We start from the raw sequence: 17,806 nt of genomic DNA on the forward strand, positions 1-17,806 counted from the left end.
AAGCCCGAAACAAATGAACAGGGCGCTAAAAATGCCCTGCGCTCAGCGCATGAGCCCAAGCGCGTCGGAGAAAAACTCCGGGCCGCCAAAGTTTCCGGACTTCAAGGCGAGCAGCATGTCGCCTTTTTCGACACCGACCGCGCGCAGCACCGGGACGCCGACTGCGATCTCTACTCCCACGAGAAATCCGGGAATCTTCAGCCGGTCGACCACGGCACCGGATGTTTCCCCGCCGGCAACGACCAGGCGCTTGACGCCGGCCTGCACCAGACCCTCGGCGATGTCGGCCATCGCCTGCTCGATGGCGTGGCCGGCCGCGTCGCGGCCGTGGCGCGCCTGGACCGCGGCGACCTGATCGGGCGTCGAGCTCGATGCGATCAGGACCGGACCGTCGGCCAGTCGCGGTTTCGCCCAGGCCAGCGCGCGCTGCGCCTCGTCCTCGCCCGTAGTAATACGGTCCGGATCGAGATGCAGCACCGGCATGACGCGCTCGGCATTGGCGATCTGCTGAAGCGTCGCCTGCGAGCAGCTTCCGGCCAGGCACGCCGCCGGTCCGCCGACCGCCGCCCCCGCCTCGCTGCTCGCCGCTGTCGATTTGACCTTCCCTGTCGACACCAGCGCTCGTGCCAGCCCAAGACCCATGCCGGACGCGCCAACCGACAGCCGATGCTGGGCAGCGACGAGGCCGATGGTCTCGAGGTCGCGATCGAACACGGCGTCGATGATCGCCGCGCCAATGCCCTTGCCCGCGAGTTCGGCCAGCCGCGCCCGCACGGCATCCGCGCCGCGCGTGACGATGGCGAGGTCGACCAGGCCGATTTGCGCCTTGCTCTGGCGCGCCAGCACGCGGACCAGGTTGGAATCGTGCATCGGGTTGAGCGGATGGTCCTTCAGCGGGCTCTCGTTCAGCGGCACGGCGCCGACGAACAGATTGCCCTGGTAGACGGTGCGGCCGGTCTCCGGAAAGGCCGGCGTCACCAGCACGGCCGTCTCGCCGCAATCGGCGCGCAGCGCGTCCATCACCGGGCCGATATTGCCGGCATCGGTGGAATCGAAGGTCGAGCAGATCTTGAACAGCACGTGGCCGGCGCCACGGCTGCGCAGCCATTTGTCCGCCGCGCGCGAGCGCGATACGGCAAGACCGGCTTCGATCGAACGGCTCTTCAAGGACACCACGACGGCGTCGACCTCGGGCAGCGCGAGATCGTCCGCGGGCACGCCGATAGTCTGCACCGTGCGCAGGCCGGCGCGCGTCAGCGTGTTGGCGAGGTCGGAGGCGCCGGTGTAGTCGTCGGCAATGCAGCCAAGGGATATTTTCGCTGCAACTGTCACGGCTTCACTCCCGCATAAGGCTTGAACCAGGCAAGGCCGTCGGTGGTCTTGCCGCGCGGATTATATTCGCAGCCGACGAAACCGGCATAACCGAGCCGGTCGAGTTCGTCGAACAGGAACGGATAGTTCAGCTCCTCGCCATCAGGCTCGTTGCGCGAGGGGATGCTGGCGATCTGGATGTGGCCGATGACCGGCATCATCTCACGCAGCCGCATCGTAACGTCGCCATGGATGATCTGGCAGTGATAGATGTCGAACTGGAGTTTCAGGTTCGGAAGCCGCAGCTCCTGGATCAGGTCGCGCGCGAAGCCGAAATCGTTGAGGAAATAGCCGGGCACGTTGCGTGCATTGATCGGCTCGAGCACGATGTCGATGCCGTGCGGCGCAAAGAACTCGGCGGCCCACTCCACCGATTTGTAGAACGCCTCGATAGCAACCCGCTCGCCGCGGTTGGCGATGCCCGCCATCAAATGCAGCCGCTTGACGCCGGTCGCCTTGGCGTAGGGCAGCGCGGTCTCCAGGCTCGCCTTGAGCTCGGGGAATCGCGACGGGAGTGCCGCAAAGCCCTTCTCGCCGGCATTCCAGTCGCCCGGCGGCAGGTTGAACAGCGCCTGAGTCAAGCCGTTGCGCTTGAGCCGCTCGCCGACCGCCTCGGCCGAATGCTCATAGGGAAAGAGAAACTCGACTGCGGTGAAGCCGGCTGCGGCAGCGGCGTCGAAGCGGTCGAGGAACGGCACCTCGGTGAACATCATCGAGAGATTGGCGGCAAAACGGGGCATCGGAATCCTCTTATCCTTTACTTGTCGCCGGGCAGTTTCACGCCGGTGACCCGCGCATACATCCGCGCCACCGACGCATCATCGTCGCGGCCCATGCCGGAGGCTGCCGTCATCAAGAACATCTGAAGTGCTGCGGCGGAGACCGGAACCGGAAATCTGGCATTGCGTGCCATGTCCTGGATGATGCCGAGGTCCTTGACGAAGATCTCGACCGCGCTGCGCGGGGTGTAATCGCCGTCGAGCACGTGCGGCATGCGGTTCTCGAACATCCAGGAGTTTCCGGCGGACGCCGTGATCACCTCATAAACCTTGCGGATGTCGAGACCCTGCTTGGCCGCGAATGCGATCGCCTCGCTGGCGGCGGCGATATGCACGCCGGCGAGCAACTGGTTGATCATCTTGAAGGCGGCGCCCTGGCCTGCGGCATCGCCAAGTTCGTAGAGCTTTGCGGCCATGGCATCGAGCGCGGGCCTTGCTTTCTCGAACGCAGCTGGGCTGCCGGAAGCGAGAATCGTCAGCTCGCCCTGCGCTGCGCGCTGCGCCCCGCCGGAGATCGGCGCATCCAGATAGTGCCGGCCGGTCGCCTCCAACTGCTTGGCGAGACGCCGCGCCACGTCGGGATCCATGGTCGCCGACGACAGAAAGACGCTGTCCTTGGCCATGGTTTCCGCGACGCCATCCTTGCCGAACAGGATGGTCTCGGTCTGCGCCGCATTGACGACGACGCTGACGACGATGTCGGCGCCCTTGGCAGCTTCGGCCGGCGTCTTGGCGCCCGCGCCGCCCTCCGTCACGAAACGCGCCACCGCATCAGCCGAGACGTCGCAGCCGGTGACGACATGACCGGCGCGCTTCAGCGAGGTCGCCATGCCAAACCCCATCGAGCCGAGCCCGATGACGGCGATGCGCTGATTCTGTGACGTGGAGGCAGACATGCAACTGATCCTTGCGACGTTTCCCGGAGGGCCACCCTTTGCGGCAGCTTGGCAACCGAATAACACGGCTTGGCCGCGCTGCCAAAGCGTGAGACAAACGGACATGACGGGCATGAGCAACGAGACATTGCTGCGCGAAGACATTTGCCGCTTCGGACGGTCCCTGTTCGAGCGTGGGCTGACGCCCGGCTCCTCCGGCAATATCAGCGTCAGGCTGGACGGCGGCGGCTGGCTGGTGACGCCCACCAATGCCTCGCTCGGCTTCCTCGATCCCGCAAAACTGTCGCGGCTGGACGATCAGGGCCGACTGGTTTCGGGCGATGCGCCGACCAAGGAAGTTCCGCTGCACAATGCACTCTACGCCACGCGCGGGAGCGCAAGGGCGATCGTGCACCTGCATTCCACCCATTCGGTCGCGCTGTCGATGCTCCCGGAGATCGACCCGCGCGCCGCGCTGCCGCCGATGACGGCCTATTATCTGATGAAATGCGGCGCCACCGCGCTCGTCCCCTATTATCGCCCCGGCGATCCCGCGGTCGCCGATGCGATCAAAGGGCTGGCGGGAAAATACTCATCCGTGCTGCTCGCCAATCACGGCCCGGTCGTCGCTGGCGACACGCTGGAAGCAGCGGTGTTCGCGACCGAGGAGTTGGAGGAGACGGCGAGGCTGTACCTGCTGCTGCGCGGGATGAACCCGCGCTACCTGTCGCCGGCGCAGGTGAATGATCTGGTGAAGGTGTTTGGGGTATCGCTGCCGGAGCATGGGCATTGAGCCTCGTGCAGCCGTGGGCGAACTAACACCGCCCTACTCACCGCTGTCATTCCCCGCGAAGGCGGGGAATCCAGACGCCGCGGCTTCTCGGCTCAATCACAACGGCCTCTGGAATACTGGATCGCCCGCCTTTGCGGGCGATGACGCCGAGTGTGTTGCGCGAGTGTGCCCAACGCTTCGCAACTACAGCCCCAAATACGCCTTGCGCACGTCGGGATTGCCCTTGATCTCGCTTGCCGCACCCTGCATCAGCACGCGGCCGGTTTGCAGGATGTAGGCGCGGTCAGCAATTTCCAGGCACTCCGCCATGCGCTGCTCGACGATCAAGACGGTCATACCGGCATCGCGGATGCGCTTCACGGCCTGGAAAATCTCGTCGACCAGCTTCGGCATGATGCCCTGCGAGGGCTCGTCCAGCATCAACAGCCGCGGGCGCGTCATCAGCGCGCGGCCGATCGCGAGCATCTGCTGCTCGCCGCCGCTTAGCGTCTCGGCGCGCTGTTCGAGCCGTTCCGAGAGGCGCGGAAACAGCTGGAACACGAGATCGAGTGGGCTCTCGCGGTCGGCCTCGCCGCGGTAGAGATAGCTGCCGAGGCGCAGATTGTCGCGCACGGAGAGGCGCGGAAACAAGCGGCGGTTCTCCGGCACATAGGCGATGCCGGTCGCCGTGATGTGGTGCTGCGCCATGCCGTCGAGGCGCTTGCCGTCGAACGTCACCGTGCCCGAGCGCGGGCGCTCGGCGCCGGCGATGGATTTCAGCAGCGTCGACTTGCCCGCGCCGTTGGCGCCGGCGACGCAGACGATCTCGCCCTTGGCGACTTCGATGCTGACCGCGAAGATCGCGACCAGGCCCTGATAGGCGGTCGTGACTTCACGCACCGACAGCATGACGATCTCCCAGATATGCGCTGATCACCTTGGGATCGCGGACGATTTCAGTGGGCTTGCCCTCGACCAGCACCTTGCCGAGGTCGAGCACGATGGCACGATCGACCAGCGGCATCACGATCTCCATGACGTGCTCGACCATCAGCACGGTGATGCCGGCGTCACGCACCTTGCGCACCAGCGCGACACCGGTCTGCGCCTCGGTCGGCGTAAGACCAGTGAGGACTTCGTCGAGCAGCAGCAGCTTTGGTTCAGTCGCAAGCGCGCGCGCGACTTCGAGGCGGCGCTTTTCGGCCGGCACGAGGTCGCTCGCGAGCACGTTGGCGCGCGCAGCAAGGCCGGTGAATTCGAGCACCTCATGCGCCTTGCGGCGTGCCTCGCGCATCACGGTGTTGCGCACCAGCGCACCGACGATGACGTTGTCGATCACCGTCATGGTCTCGAAGCTCTTGACGACCTGGAAGGTGCGCCCGATGCCGCGCTGGCAGCGCTCGGCGGCCGGCATGCTGGTGACATCCTCGCCGTCGAACCAGATCGAGCCTTGCGTCGGCGGCAGCACGCCGGCGATGAGATTGAACAGCGTCGACTTGCCGGCACCATTCGGGCCGATCAGGCCGACGATCTCGCCGCGACCCACAGAGATCGAGACGTCGCTGTTGGCGACGAGGCCGCCGAAACGCTGCCAGACGCCGCGGGTTTCAAGCAGCGGGGTCATCGCGTGGCTCCCTTCCGCTTCGCACGAGAGAACAGGCTCACCAGACCCTGCGGCAGGGCGAGCGAAATCAGCACGATCAGCGTGCCGTAGACAATGAGGTCGACGCCGCGGCCGGAGCCGCCGATATAGGAGCGCGTCAGCTCCGTCATCGGGATCAGGATGGCCGCCCCTAACACGGGTCCCCACAGGGTGCCGATGCCGCCAAGCACGGCGGGCAACGCCATCAGCAGCGAGAACTGGAAGCCCATCACGCTTTCAGGATCGATATAGGCGAGAAACTGGGCATAGAAGGCGCCGCCGATGGCGACGAGGAAAGCGGAGACGGCGGCCGCGCCCATCTTGGAGTTGAACACGACGACACCGAGGCTCTCGGCCGCTTCCGCATTGTCCTTTACCGCGCGCCACCAGAAGCCCCATTTGGAGTCCTCCAGCCACCAGGTGACGAACCAGGCGAGGCTGCACAGCACCAGCGCGAAATAAAAGTAAGGCAGCTTGCTGCGCATGAACTGGAACTTCAGCCAGCTGTCGCCGCGCACCGGAATGGTGATTCCCATCGCAGCCCCCGCCCATTCCCAATTCTGGAACAACAGCAGCCCGATCTCGGCGATAACGATGGTCGCGATCACGAAGTAATGGCCGCGCAACCGAAAGAAGGGATAGCCGAGCCCCATCGCAATCGCGGCCGCGACCGCGCCGCCGGCGAGCATACCGAACCATGGCAGCACGCCGAACTTGGTGAACAGGAGTTCGGTGGTGTAGGCGCCGATGCCGAAATAGAGCGCATGTCCCAGCGAGATCTGCCCGCAATAGCCAGAGAGAATGTTCCAGCTCTGCGACAGCGCCGCATACATCAAGGTCAGGATCAGGATGTTCTGGACGTAGACGTCCTTGATGAACAGCGGAGCGAGCGCCGCCAGGGCGGTCAGCACCGCGGCGATGATGAGGTCGCGGCGGCGCCGCGCGGCAAAATCCTTGTCCATCACATCGATCCGAACAGGCCACGCGGCCGGATGAAGACGACCAGCAGGTAGACGGCGTAGATGCCGACCGATTTCAGCGACGGCGGCAGCACCAGCGCGGTGGTGGCCTCGACGAGGCCCACGATGATCCCGCCGGCGAACGCGCCGAACACGCTGCCGAAGCCGCCGAGCGCGACCGTGACGTAGGCGATCAGCGCAAAGGACGCGCCGACGTCGGGATAGATATAGAAGAAGCTTGCCATGATCGCTCCGGCGAGGCCGACCAGCGCGGCACCAAGCCCCCAGCCGAGCGCGAACACGCGGTTCTTGTCGATGCCGACGAGGGCCACCGCGCCGGGATCTTCACGGGTGGCCTCCAGCGCGCGACCGAAATCGGTGCGATGGATGAAGAAGTAGAGGCCAGCAAAGGCCAGGATCGAAACCAGCGCACCCATGAGCTGCGGCTCCGGCAGGAAGACGCCGGCGATCGAGATCGTCTTGCCGCCGAGCCAGGACTGCGGAACGCTGCGATAGTCAGGCGTGAAGAAGAACTGCGCGAGGCCGCGCATCACGATGGCGAGGCCAAAGGTGGAGAAGATCTGCACCATGCCCGCGTTGGCCTTGGCCCGCATGGCGAAGCGCACGATCAACAGATAGACGACCGCTCCGAATACGAACAGCGCGGCGGCCACGAGCGGCGCCGACAGCAAGGGGTCGATGGCGAAGAACGTGAACAGGAAGAAGCTCACATACATCGCGATCATCAGGAACTCCCCGTGAGCGAAGTTCACGACGTCCATCAGGCCGAAGATCAGCGCGAGGCCGACGGCGATCAGTCCGTAGAGCAGGCCCATGAGGAGGCCGCTCGCGAGACTTTGGATAATGGTTTGGGCTGTCAAAAGTCTGTCCCCCGAACTACGTCCTCATCCTGAGGAGCGCGCACCGCGCGCGTCTCGAAGGATGGCCCAGCCCTCGTCCTTCGAGACGCGGGTTGCGCCCGCTCCTCAGGATGAGGGCGGGAGCTACGATCTGTGCTCCCGCAGCGCTCACTTCATCGGCCAGATCGCCTCGGCAATCGCGGCCTGCGGCGGGAAGATGGTGACGAACTTGCCGCCGACATATTGCAGCAGCACCGGGTCGGCGTCGTTGTTCTGGCCCATCTCGTCGAACTTGACGCGCTTCCAGGGCATGATGGTCTGCTCGCCCGGGATGTCGGTGGCGGCCAGCGCGTCGCGGATCTTCTCGCCGTCAGTCGACTTGGCGCGGCTGATGGCGTCGGCGAGGATGATCAGGCCCATGAACTGACGCGAGGTGAGGTCGTTGAAATCCTTGCCCGACCGCGTCTTGAACATCTCGTTGATCTTGCCAACCATCGGACGCTTCTGCGCGAGGTCGAGCGAGAAGGTGCCGCGCGAGATCACGCCTTCCAGCTTGTCGCCGACAGCGTCGTAGAGCGCCTTCTCGGAGAAACCGGCGTCCTGCGCCACGATCGCGTTCGGCTTGTAACCAAGCTCGCCCATGGTCTTCACCAGCAAGATGCCATCAGTGGTGTAGCTCGAGGGCATCAGCACGTCGGCGTTGGCGCTCTTGAGCTGCTGCACCTCGGCCGAGAGCGAGGGCGAGTTGGCGCGATACTTGATGTCGGAGACGATCTTGTAGCCGCGCTCGCCGGCGATCTTGGCCTGGGCGTTGCCGGAATCGGTGCCGAAGATGGTGTCCTCGTGGAACAGCGATAGCGTCTCGATCTTGGTGCCCTTCTTCTTCAAGGCATCGAAGAAGTCGAACATGGCGGCCGAGTACATCTCGTCATGCGGCGCGGCGCGGAAGTAATATTTCAGGCCACGGCGATGCAGGCTGGGCGAGGAGTTGTCGGCCGAGACGAACGGGATCTGGTAGCGCTCGCAGATCTGGCTGACGGTGACGGCGACCGCGCTCTGATAGGTGCCGATGATGGCGGAGACCTTCTCCTGCGTGATCAGGCGCTCGGCCTCGGCGCGGCCCTTCTGCGGATCGGCCTGGTGGTCGGCGAAAACGAGGCGGACCTTTGCGCCGCCGAGACCCGGCAGGCCCTCGCCCTTCGCCAGTGGCAGGTCGAAATCGGTGTCCTTGTTGATGACCTCGAGCGCGGTTTCATAGGCCTTCTGCGCGTCGACGCCCTGCTGTGCGCTGCCGCCGGAGAACGGATAGATCACGCCGATCACGACTTCCGAAGTCTGTGCGCGCGCTGCCAGCGGCACTAGCGCGGCCGTAGCGGTGGCTCCCAACAATACGTCGCGGCGAGTGATCGTCATGGCAAAGTCCCCTGTTACTGAATTTCAGCCGATCGAATGAAGCGATTGATGGATGCGGTAAAGCTCGAAGAAGCAGCAAACGCTGCCCACTAAATCACGGCCATGGTCCTGTTCTTGAGATCCGTCACCAGCATCAGGCCGGGCGAATGCGTGATCGCAAACGGCAGCTTGGCAGCGTTGATGACCGATTGCGGTGTCACGCCGCAGGCCCAGAACACCGGGATCTCGTCGTCGGCGACCGGCACCGGATCGCCGTAATCGGGCTTAGCGATGTCCTTGATGCCGATCAGGTGCGGATGGCCGAGATGCACGGGCGCGCCGTGCACGGCCGGATAGCGCGAGGTGATCTGCACCGCACGGATCGCATCCGCCGGCTTGAACGGACGCATCGACACCACCATGGGACCGGCGAAGGGACCGGACTCGCCGCAAGCGATGTTGGTGCGATACATCGGCACGCGCACATTGTGCTCGATGTGGCGGATCGGCATGCCCTCGTCGAGCAGCGCCTCTTCGAACGAGAACGAGCAGCCGAGCACGAAGGTCACGAGATCGTCGCGCCAGTATTTGGTGACATCGGTCGGCTCGTCCACGACTTCGCCGTCGCGCCAGACGCGATAGCGCGGCACGTCGGTGCGAATGTCGAGATCGGCGCCCAGCGCCGGGATGTGCGGACTGCCCACATCGGACATGCCGATGATCGGGCACGGCTTGGGATTGAGCTGGCAGAAGCGATGGAACGCCCCGGCATATTCCGCCGGCAAGATTGCCAGATTGCCCTGGACGAAGCCGGGGGCAACGCCGGCGGTGGAGGCGACCAGCCCCTCGCGGTAGGCAAGCCGCGCCTTGCGGCTCGGGAGCGTGTCGGGCGTTTCAGTTTGCTGCACTGCCACCAAAACAGTCATGGGATCGACCTGCCTATAAACTCGACAAAGACAAGCCAACACCACGCGTGCTATAAAGTCTAATCTTCCTTTCTAATCAATATCGATAAATTTCATTTATCGGACGGGAATCCTTCCAATGCTGGACTTCAGATCGATCGAGACGTTCCTTTGGGTTGTGAAGCTCGGCAGCTTTCGCGGCGCCGCAGCACGCCTCAACACGACTCAGCCGGCGATCTCCCAGCGCATCGCCCAGCTCGAGCGCGAGATGGGGGTGAAGCTCCTAAATCGCGACCACCGCGTGGCCTCGCCGACACCGAGCGGCCGACAGATGATGGTCTATGCGGAGAAGCTGATCGGCCTGCGCGCCGCGATGATCGCCGAGATCGGCGACCGCTCGGCGATGCGCGGCGTGATGCGACTCGGCGTCGCCGAAACCATCGTGCACACTTGGCTGCCGCGGCTGGTGAAGAGCATGAACGAGGTCTACCCAAACCTGTCGCTGGAGATCGAGGTCGACATCACGCCGAACCTGACCGCGCGCCTGCTTGCGCAGGAGATCGAGCTTGCCTTCGTCGTCGGTCCGCTCTCGGCCTCCGGGGTGCACAATCGCGTCCTCGCCGACTATCCGATCGGTTTTCTCGCCAGCCCCTCGCTCGGCCTCGGCGATGGACCGGTGACGCGGGCTGAGCTCGCGCGGTTTCCGATCATTACCTTCCCGCGGAAGACGCGTCCCTACGAGGTCGTGCGCGAAGTGTTCGACCGGCCGGAGCTGCCTCCGATCCGGCTGCACGCCTCCGCCTCGCTTGCGACCGTCATCCACATGGCGGTCGAGGGCCTCGGCATCGCCGTGATCCCCGACGCCATCGTCGAGAACGAGCTCGCAGACGGGCGGTTGCAACTGCTCGACACCGATCTCAAAATCGCGCCGCTGACATTCACCGCGAGCTGGCTCGCCTCGCCCGATGTCGTGGCGGTGGAGCGGGTCGCAGAGCTTGCATGTCAGATTGCGCAGAGCAGCCTCGCAGTTGACGCGCCCGCGCCGGCGCGTCATTGAAACAGGCGCCGGACAATTGAGAGACTGACCGCATGAGCCGAGCCGCCACCAATTTGCAAATCGATTCCGCCCGCCTCTGGGGCTCCATCCACGAGACCGCGCAGTTCGGCGCGACGGCCAAGGGCGGCGTGCGGCGGCTGACGCTGAGCGCGGAGGACAAGCTGGTACGCGACTGGTTCCGCAAGGCCTGCGAGGACGCCGGCTTGGAGGTGCACACCGATGCGCTCGGCTCGCAGTTCGGGCTGCGCAAGGGACGCGACATGTCGAAGCCGCCCGTCGGCATCGGCTCGCATCTCGACACGCAACCGACCGGCGGCAAGTATGACGGCATTCTGGGAACGCTCGGTGCGCTCGAAGTGATCCGCACGCTGAACGACGCCGGGATCGAAACCGAGGCGCCGATCTGCGTCGTCAACTGGACCAACGAAGAGGGTTCGCGCTTCGCTCCCGCGATGATGGCCTCCGCTGCCTATGTCGGCGACTTCACCACCGATGACATCTTGTCGCGCAAGGACGCTGATGGCACCACCGTCGGCCAGGCGCTCGATGGCATCGGTTATCGCGGCGACAAGCCGGTCGGGTTCCAGAAGCTCGGTTCCTTCGTCGAATTGCACATCGAGCAGGGCCCGATCCTGGAGGCCGAAGGCAAGACCATCGGCGTGGTCGATTCCGGCCAGGGCGTGCTTTGGTACGACGGCAAGATTTCCGGCTTCGAGAGCCATGCCGGATCGACGCCGATGCCGCTGCGGCGCGACGCGTTGGCGACGCTGTCCGAGATCGTGCTGGCGATGGAGGCCATTGCGAGGAAGTACGGGCCGAAGGCCGTCGGTACCATCGGCGAGGCCGTGATCGCAAACCCCTCGCGCAACGTCATTCCCGGCGAGATCGCCTTCACGATGGATTGCCGCAGTGCGGATGGCGCGATCATGGATGCGCTCGATCGCGATCTGCGCAGCGCGATTGCCGAGATCGCCGCACGCCGCAAGGTCGAGGTGAAGATCGACCTGGTCTGGCGCAAGCCGCCGACGCATTTCGATCCCAAATTGATTGCCGCAGTCGAGAACGCGGCGAAGACGCTCGGCTACTCCTCTCGCCGCATCACCTCCGGCGCCGGCCACGACGCCTGCAATCTCAACACAATCATGCCGGCCGCAATGGTGTTCGTGCCCTGCAAGGACGGCATCAGCCACAACGAGCTGGAAGACGCCACGCAGCCCGATTGCGCCGCGGGCACCAACGTCCTCATGCACACGGTGCTGGCGATCGCCGGCGTCGCATCCTGACCGGAGAGAACCATGCGCGGAGTTTTCGTCGACGCCAATGAAGCTCTCGCCGTAATCATGGAGCGGCTGGAGCAGCCCGGCGATCCCAAGGTGCGGATCCACAGGGATCCCGACATCAAACCCGAACAATATCCTGAAATCCTCGACGGCGCCGAGATCGCGATCGTCGACCACACCGCGCTGCCTACCGACGTCGCAAAGAAGTGCACAGGGTTGAAGCATGTCGTGTTCCTCGGCACCGGCGCGCGCAGCTACATGAACCCGGAGGAGCTCGCTGAGCTCGGCATCTCCGTGCACCTGATCAAGGGCTATGGCGACACGGCGGTCGCGGAATGCGCGATCACGCTGATGTGGGCTTCGGCCCGCGTCATCGCGATGATGGACCGCGAGATGCGCGGCGGAAACTGGCTCCGCGAAGACGGCATGCAGCTCACTGGCAAGACGCTCGGCCTGATCGGCTTCGGCGGTATTGCCGCGGAGGTCGCGCGCATTGCCTTGGGCAGCGGCATGAAGGTGATCGCCTGGAACCGCTCGCCGAAGAGCTATCCGGGCGTGGAATTCGCCGATCTCGACACGGTGTTGGCGAGAGCAGACGTCGTATCGCTGCATCTGCTGCTCAACGACGAGACGCGCGGCATGATCACCCGCGAGATGATCGCGAAGATGAAGCCGGGCGTCATCCTCATCAACACCGCCCGCGCCGCCGTCGTCGACGAGGCCGCCATGATCGATGCCCTGAAGTCGGGCCACATCCGCCATGCCGGCCTCGACGTGTTCAATATCGAGCCATTGCCCGGCGATCATCCGCTGACAAAACTGCCGAACGTGACGTTGTCGGCGCATTCGGCGTTCCGGACCCCGGAGGCGAGCGAGAACCTGATTGGCGCGGCATGGGAGCACTGCCGCCGGATCGTGAAGGAATAAGAGCAACAACAATGGCCGATTACCGCACCATCAAGGCACAGCCGCTCATCGAAGCTATCAGCGCCATCGTCAAGGCCGCCGGGTCTACGGACCGCGAGGCCGAGCTCGTGTCCACCAATCTGGTCGAGGCCAACCTCAAGGGACACGATTCGCACGGCGTCGGCATGATCCCGCGCTATGTCCAGAGCGTCACCACGGGCGGCCTCGCCGTGAACCAGCACGTCAAGGTCGTGCTCGACACCGGTCCGCTTCTCACCCTCGACGGGCTCACCGGCTACGGCCAAGTGATCGGCCATGAAGCGATGGAGCTGGCAGCCGAGCGCGCCAAGCGCAACGGCGTGTGTCTCGTCGGCCTCTCAAACTCGCACCATATCGGCCGCATCGGCCACTGGGCCGAGCAGTGCATCGACCATGGGCTGGTCTCGATCCACTTCGTCAACGTGATCTCGCGTCCCATCGTGGCGCCCTGGGGCGGCAGCGATGCGCGCCACGGCACCAACCCGTTCTGCGTCGGCATCCCGCGCGCGGGCAAGGACCCCATCGTGCTCGACTTCGCCACCAGCAGGATCGCGCAGGGCAAGACCCGCGTCGCCCACAACAAGGGCGTCGAGCTGGAGCCCGGCACGATCATCGACAATGAGGGCAAGCCGACCACCAACCCGCGCTACACCGTGATCCCGCCATACGGCGCCATCCTGCCGTTCGGCGAGCACAAGGGTTCAGGGCTCGCGCTGGTTTGCGAAATCCTCGGCGGCGCGCTCTCCGGCGGGCAGGTGGTCAAGGGTCCGTCCGATGGCAAGCACAACGTCCTCAACGGCATGCTCTCGATCATCATCGACCCCGGCAAGCTCGGCACCGCGGAGAATCTCGCGCGCGAAGTCGAGAGCTTCGTCGCCTGGCACACCGGCTCACCTCCGGCCCCAGGCGTCGACAAGGTGAAGATCGCGGGTGAGCCCGAGCGCGCGACGAAGAAGAAGCGGCTCGCGGAAGGCATCCCTGTCGATCCGACCACCTGGCAGGAGATTCTGGAGGCCGGAAAGAAGTTCGGGCTGGATCAGGCGGCGATCGAGAAGATCGCGGGGTAGTGAGGCGGAGCACGGTGCTCTTCCCTTCTCCCCTTGTGGGAGAAGGTGGCGCGAAGCGCCGGATGAGGGGTTCTGTCCGCGAAGGGAAATGCACAATTGAGAGGTCTGTCTCCGCGGAGACAACCCCTCACCCGTCTTCGATGCTTCGCATCGAAGCCACCCTCCCCCACAAGGGGGAGGGAAAGCAGCGCTCTAATCCACCATATCCGCGACCGCCTTGCCGCAAGCCGTAGTGTCGGCATTGCCGCCGAGATCCTTGGTGCGGAGCGTGCGCTCTGCCAGCGTGCGCTCGATCGCATCGACGATCGACTTGCCGGCTTCCTTCTCGCCGAGATGCTCGAGCATCATCGCGCCGGACCAGATTGCTCCGATCGGATTGGCGATGCCTTGCCCCGCGATGTCGGGCGCCGAGCCGTGCACCGGCTCGAACACCGACGGGAAATTGCCCTCGGGGTTGATGTTGCCTGACGGCGCGATGCCGATGGTGCCGGTGCAGGCCGGGCCGAGATCCGACAGGATGTCACCGAACAAATTGGAGCCGACGACGACGTCGAACCAATCCGGATGCAGCACGAAGTTCGCGGTCAGGATGTCGATGTGATACTTGTCCCACTTCACGCTTGGATACTTCTTCGCCATCGCCTCCACGCGCTCGTCCCAATAGGGCATGGTGATGGAGATGCCGTTCGACTTGGTGGCCGAGGTCAGGTGCTTCTTCGGCCGCGACTGCGCGAGCTCGAATGCGAACTTCAGGATGCGATCGACGCCGATGCGGGTCATCACCGTCTGCTGCGTCACGAATTCACGGTCGGTGTCCGGGAACATGCGGCCGCCGACGGAGGAATATTCGCCTTCGGTGTTCTCGCGCACCACCCAGAAATCAATGTCGCCGGGCTTGCGGTTGGCCAGCGGCGACGGCACGCCCGGCATCAGCCGCACCGGGCGCAAATTCACGTACTGATCGAACTCGCGGCGGAATTTGATCAGCGATCCCCAGAGCGAGACGTGATCCGGAATCTTGGCCGGCCAGCCGACCGCGCCGAAATAGATCGCATCGTGCTTGCCGATCTGATCCTTCCAATCGTCCGGCATCATCTGGCCGTGCTTCTCGTAATAGTCCCACGACGAGAAGTCGAAATGATCGAAATGAAGGGACACGCCGTGCTTCTTCGCCGCGGTCTCCAGAACGCGCAGGCCCTCGGGCATCACTTCCTTGCCGATTCCGTCGCCGGGAATGACCGCGATCCGGTATTGTTTCTTGCTCATCGAGAACGTCCTTGATTGGTCCGGCAGCCGCCGTCTTTTTGACCGCACTGCAATGGACCAAACGCGACGGCAGTGCAACGCTGCACTGCAATGTTGACCATGGCGCGGCCGACCGCCTACTGATTTTATTCCCGTTCCTCTCCTGCGAGTAACTCCCATGGATCTGCACCTGCGTGGCAAGCGCGTCCTGATCACGGGCGCGTCCAAGGGTATCGGCGCAGCCGCCGCCGAGGCCTTTGCCGAGGAAGGCTGCCATCTCCTCCTCGCCGCCCGCAATGGCGATCAGCTCAAGGCTTTGGCCGAGCGCTTGCGCTCGGCGCACCAGATCGATGCCGCCACGAGCATTGTGGATTTGCGCAGGAGCGAGGATTTGACGCGGCTCGCCAAGGAAGCCGCCGACATCGACGTGCTCGTCAACAATGCCGGCGACATTCCCGGCGGCTCCATTGACAAGATCGACGAGGCCACCTGGCGGCACGCCTGGGAATTGAAAGTGTTCGGCTACATCAACCTCACGCGCATGATCTATGCGCAGATGAAGGCGAAGGGCGGCGGCGTGATCGTCAACGACATCGGCGCCGCCGGCGAGAAATTCGACGCCAACTACATCTGCGGCAGCGCCGGCAATGCCGCGCTGATGGCCTTCACCCGCGCGCTCGGGGGCAAGAGCCTCGCCGACAACATCCGTCTGGTCGGCATCAATCCCGGCCCGGTTGGCACTGACCGTCACGTCACCCTGCTGAAGACGCGGGCAAACCACCAGTTCGGCGACGAGAGCCGCTACAAGGAATTCCAGAAGAGCCTGCCGCTCGGCAGGCCTGCGCATGCGCGCGAGATCGGCGATCTCATGGCGTTCCTGGCGTCGGATCGCGCAGGCTATACGTCGGGGGTCATCTATACGGTGGATGGCGGAATCAGCGCAGGATGGGGTTAACTTTATCCTCGTCATTGCGAGCGCAGCGACTTGTCCGCCGAAGCTTTAGCGAAGGCGGAAGCAATCCAGGAATGTATCTGCGGCAAAAGTCTGGATTGTTTCGTCGCTTCGCTCCTCGCAATAACGCCTAAAATAAGCACAGGAGTAGAATAGTTGTCTCAGGACCTGATCCGCGAATCCGCTTGCGCCGTCGTCGACAAGCTGCGCTCCGGCGACGTCTCGCCGCTGGAGCTCTTGGATGTGCTGGAGAAGCGCATCACCGAAGTCGATGGCAAGGTCAACGCGCTGCCGACGCTGTGCTTCGATCGCGCGCGGGATAGCGCAAAGGCGCTGATGCGGAAGCCGGCCGGTGCGCGCGGATTGCTCGCAGGCCTGCCGGTGCCGATCAAGGATCTGACCGATGTTGCAGGTGTGCTGAACACACAGGGCTCGCCGATCTTCAAGGACAACATCCCGGCGACGTCCGACATCCTGGTCGAAAATCTCGAGGCCAACGGCGCGGTCGTCTATGCCAAGTCGAACACGCCGGAATTCGGTGCGGGCGCCAACACCTTCAACGAGGTGTTCGGTGCAACCCTCAATCCCTGGGATACGTCCAAATCGGCAGCCGGCTCGTCAGGCGGCGCGGCCGTTGCGCTCGCCACCGGCATGGCCTGGCTCGCGCAAGGCTCCGACATGGGCGGCAGTCTGCGCAGTCCGGCAGCTTTCTGCGGCGTCGTGGGCATGCGGCCGAGCATCGGCCGCGTCGCGCACACGCCGAAAGCGGCCATCGATCGTAACCTCGGCGTCGTCGGTCCGATGGCACGCAACGTCGAGGATCTCGCGCTGCTGCTCGACGCCATGAGCGGCGACTATGCCGCCGACCCGCTGTCGCTGCCGACGCCCTTGACGTCGTTTCTCTCGGCGGCGCAGTCAGGCAGCAAACCGAAGCGCATCGCCTATTCGGCGGATCTCGGCATCACACCGGTCGATCCCGAAGTCAAAGCGATCACGCGGAAAGCGGCGGAACGCTTTGCCGAAGCCGGCGCCATCGTCGAGGAGGCGCATCCGGATTGGCGCGATGCGCATGAGTGCTTCCACGTGCTGCGCGCGTTCGACTTCGCGATCAGCAAGGCGCAGCTGCTGCGCACCAAGCGCGACCTGCTCAAGCCCGAGGTGATCTGGAACATCGAGGAAGGCCTCAAGCTCACGACCGAGCAGCTCGAACGCGCCGAGGCGCAGCGCGTCGGCATGACAGCGCGTGCGATCGAGTTCTTCAAGCGCTACGATCTGCTGCTGGTACCGACCACGATCGTGCCGCCCTTCCCGATCGAGCACCGTTATGTCGCCGAATGCGCCGGCAAGAAGTTCGACAATTACGTCGAGTGGCTCGGCATCGTCTATGCCATCACGCTCGCCTGCTGTCCCGCGCTGTCGTTGCCGTGCGGCTTCACCGCATCGGGACTTCCGGTCGGCCTGCAGGTCGTCGGGGCTCCGCGCGCGGATGCGCAGGTGATCGCCGGCGCGAAGACGCTGGAGGATATTTTGGGCGTGCGTGGCACGACGCCGATTGATCCGCGGGTGAAGAACTAGGTTCCCGCTCTCGTGCCCCGCACGCGGCGCAGCGCCTCTTCGGCGGTGCGCTGCAGAGCCGGGGCCCAAGTCTCCAGGACTTCCCGTGTATCTCTGGGTCCCGGCTCTGCGGTGCAGCGCTTTGCGCCGC

At 64.5% G+C, this 17,806-nt stretch carries 17 protein-coding genes; 7 read left to right on the top strand and 10 right to left on the bottom strand.

Features of this window, described 5'->3' with window-relative positions; translation table 11 throughout:
* Positions 1–42: 42 nt before the first annotated feature.
* The 3 genes from otnK to ltnD are packed head-to-tail and all read right to left on the bottom strand — an operon-like array spanning position 43 to position 3,046.
* The gene (otnK, locus tag AB3L03_RS06995) at positions 43–1,332 is read right to left on the bottom strand and encodes a 3-oxo-tetronate kinase (protein WP_368508376.1); all 1,290 of its coding nucleotides are present in this window, start codon (positions 1,330–1,332) and stop codon (positions 43–45) included.
* Positions 1,329–2,111, bottom strand: a complete 783-nt coding sequence (otnI, locus tag AB3L03_RS07000) for a 2-oxo-tetronate isomerase (RefSeq protein WP_368508377.1) — start codon at positions 2,109–2,111, stop codon at positions 1,329–1,331. The genes otnK and otnI overlap by 4 nt, the downstream gene beginning before the upstream one ends.
* A 17-nt stretch (positions 2,112–2,128) precedes the next feature.
* On the bottom strand, positions 2,129–3,046 hold the full coding sequence (gene ltnD, locus AB3L03_RS07005; RefSeq protein ID WP_085362313.1) for an L-threonate dehydrogenase: 918 nt from the start codon (positions 3,044–3,046) through the stop codon (positions 2,129–2,131).
* A 103-nt stretch (positions 3,047–3,149) separates the two neighbouring features.
* On the opposite strand from ltnD, the gene AB3L03_RS07010 reads away from it, so the two are divergent.
* Positions 3,150–3,818: an aldolase gene (locus AB3L03_RS07010; protein WP_085385872.1), complete on the top strand. Its 669-nt coding sequence runs from the start codon at positions 3,150–3,152 to the stop codon at positions 3,816–3,818.
* Positions 3,819–4,001: 183 nt separating this feature from the next.
* On the opposite strand, the gene AB3L03_RS07015 is transcribed toward AB3L03_RS07010, so the two are convergent.
* The 6 genes from AB3L03_RS07015 to AB3L03_RS07040 all read right to left on the bottom strand — a co-directional run bounded on the left by AB3L03_RS07015 (position 4,002) and on the right by AB3L03_RS07040 (position 9,576).
* Positions 4,002–4,706, bottom strand: coding sequence for an ABC transporter ATP-binding protein (locus tag AB3L03_RS07015; RefSeq protein ID WP_018456987.1), 705 nt, complete (start codon positions 4,704–4,706; stop codon positions 4,002–4,004).
* Entirely contained in the window at positions 4,690–5,421 is a 732-nt protein-coding gene (locus AB3L03_RS07020) for an ABC transporter ATP-binding protein (protein WP_018456988.1), read from the bottom strand. The genes AB3L03_RS07015 and AB3L03_RS07020 overlap by 17 nt, the downstream gene beginning before the upstream one ends.
* Positions 5,418–6,401 carry a branched-chain amino acid ABC transporter permease gene (locus AB3L03_RS07025; protein WP_018456989.1) on the bottom strand — a complete coding sequence of 328 codons (984 nt, stop codon included), beginning with the start codon at positions 6,399–6,401 and terminating at the stop codon, positions 5,418–5,420. Before AB3L03_RS07025 ends, AB3L03_RS07020 begins: the two co-directional genes overlap by 4 nt.
* The gene (locus tag AB3L03_RS07030) at positions 6,401–7,234 is read right to left on the bottom strand and encodes a branched-chain amino acid ABC transporter permease (protein WP_018456990.1); all 834 of its coding nucleotides are present in this window, start codon (positions 7,232–7,234) and stop codon (positions 6,401–6,403) included. The genes AB3L03_RS07025 and AB3L03_RS07030 overlap by 1 nt, the downstream gene beginning before the upstream one ends.
* 192 nt (positions 7,235–7,426) lie before the next feature.
* Entirely contained in the window at positions 7,427–8,671 is a 1,245-nt protein-coding gene (locus AB3L03_RS07035; protein WP_018456991.1) for an ABC transporter substrate-binding protein, read from the bottom strand.
* Between the two features lie 89 nt (positions 8,672–8,760).
* Complete coding sequence (locus AB3L03_RS07040; RefSeq protein ID WP_085352173.1) at positions 8,761–9,576, bottom strand: putative hydro-lyase; 816 nt, start codon at positions 9,574–9,576, stop codon at positions 8,761–8,763.
* Between the two features lie 118 nt (positions 9,577–9,694).
* Here AB3L03_RS07040 and AB3L03_RS07045 point away from each other — a divergent pair, with 118 nt between their 5' ends.
* From AB3L03_RS07045 to AB3L03_RS07060, 4 genes are read left to right on the top strand one after another with little or no spacing between them, the layout of a single operon-like run.
* Positions 9,695–10,612: a LysR family transcriptional regulator gene (locus AB3L03_RS07045; protein ID WP_018456993.1), complete on the top strand. Its 918-nt coding sequence runs from the start codon at positions 9,695–9,697 to the stop codon at positions 10,610–10,612.
* A 32-nt stretch (positions 10,613–10,644) separates the two neighbouring features.
* Entirely contained in the window at positions 10,645–11,895 is a 1,251-nt protein-coding gene (locus AB3L03_RS07050) for a Zn-dependent hydrolase (RefSeq protein WP_018456994.1), read from the top strand.
* A gap of 12 nt (positions 11,896–11,907) precedes the next feature.
* On the top strand, positions 11,908–12,819 hold the full coding sequence (locus tag AB3L03_RS07055) for an NAD(P)-dependent oxidoreductase (protein WP_204510629.1): 912 nt from the start codon (positions 11,908–11,910) through the stop codon (positions 12,817–12,819).
* Positions 12,820–12,830: 11 nt separating this feature from the next.
* A complete protein-coding gene (locus AB3L03_RS07060; protein WP_368508378.1) occupies positions 12,831–13,904 on the top strand; it encodes a malate/lactate/ureidoglycolate dehydrogenase in 1,074 nt (357 codons plus the stop codon).
* A gap of 192 nt (positions 13,905–14,096) precedes the next feature.
* On the opposite strand, the gene AB3L03_RS07065 is transcribed toward AB3L03_RS07060, so the two are convergent.
* Positions 14,097–15,170, bottom strand: coding sequence for a tartrate dehydrogenase (locus tag AB3L03_RS07065; protein ID WP_204510628.1), 1,074 nt, complete (start codon positions 15,168–15,170; stop codon positions 14,097–14,099).
* 157 nt (positions 15,171–15,327) lie between these two features.
* Between AB3L03_RS07065 and AB3L03_RS07070 the strand changes: the two genes are divergently transcribed.
* On the top strand, positions 15,328–16,104 hold the full coding sequence (locus AB3L03_RS07070) for an SDR family oxidoreductase (protein ID WP_204510627.1): 777 nt from the start codon (positions 15,328–15,330) through the stop codon (positions 16,102–16,104).
* Positions 16,105–16,257: 153 nt separating this feature from the next.
* Positions 16,258–17,676 (top strand): amidase, encoded by a 1,419-nt coding sequence (locus AB3L03_RS07075; RefSeq protein WP_018456999.1) that lies wholly within the window; start codon positions 16,258–16,260, stop codon positions 17,674–17,676.
* Positions 17,677–17,806: the final 130 nt, after the last annotated feature.

It is taken from the genome of Bradyrhizobium lupini (assembly GCF_040939785.1).
Classification (GTDB): Bacteria; Pseudomonadota; Alphaproteobacteria; order Rhizobiales; family Xanthobacteraceae; genus Bradyrhizobium; species Bradyrhizobium canariense_D.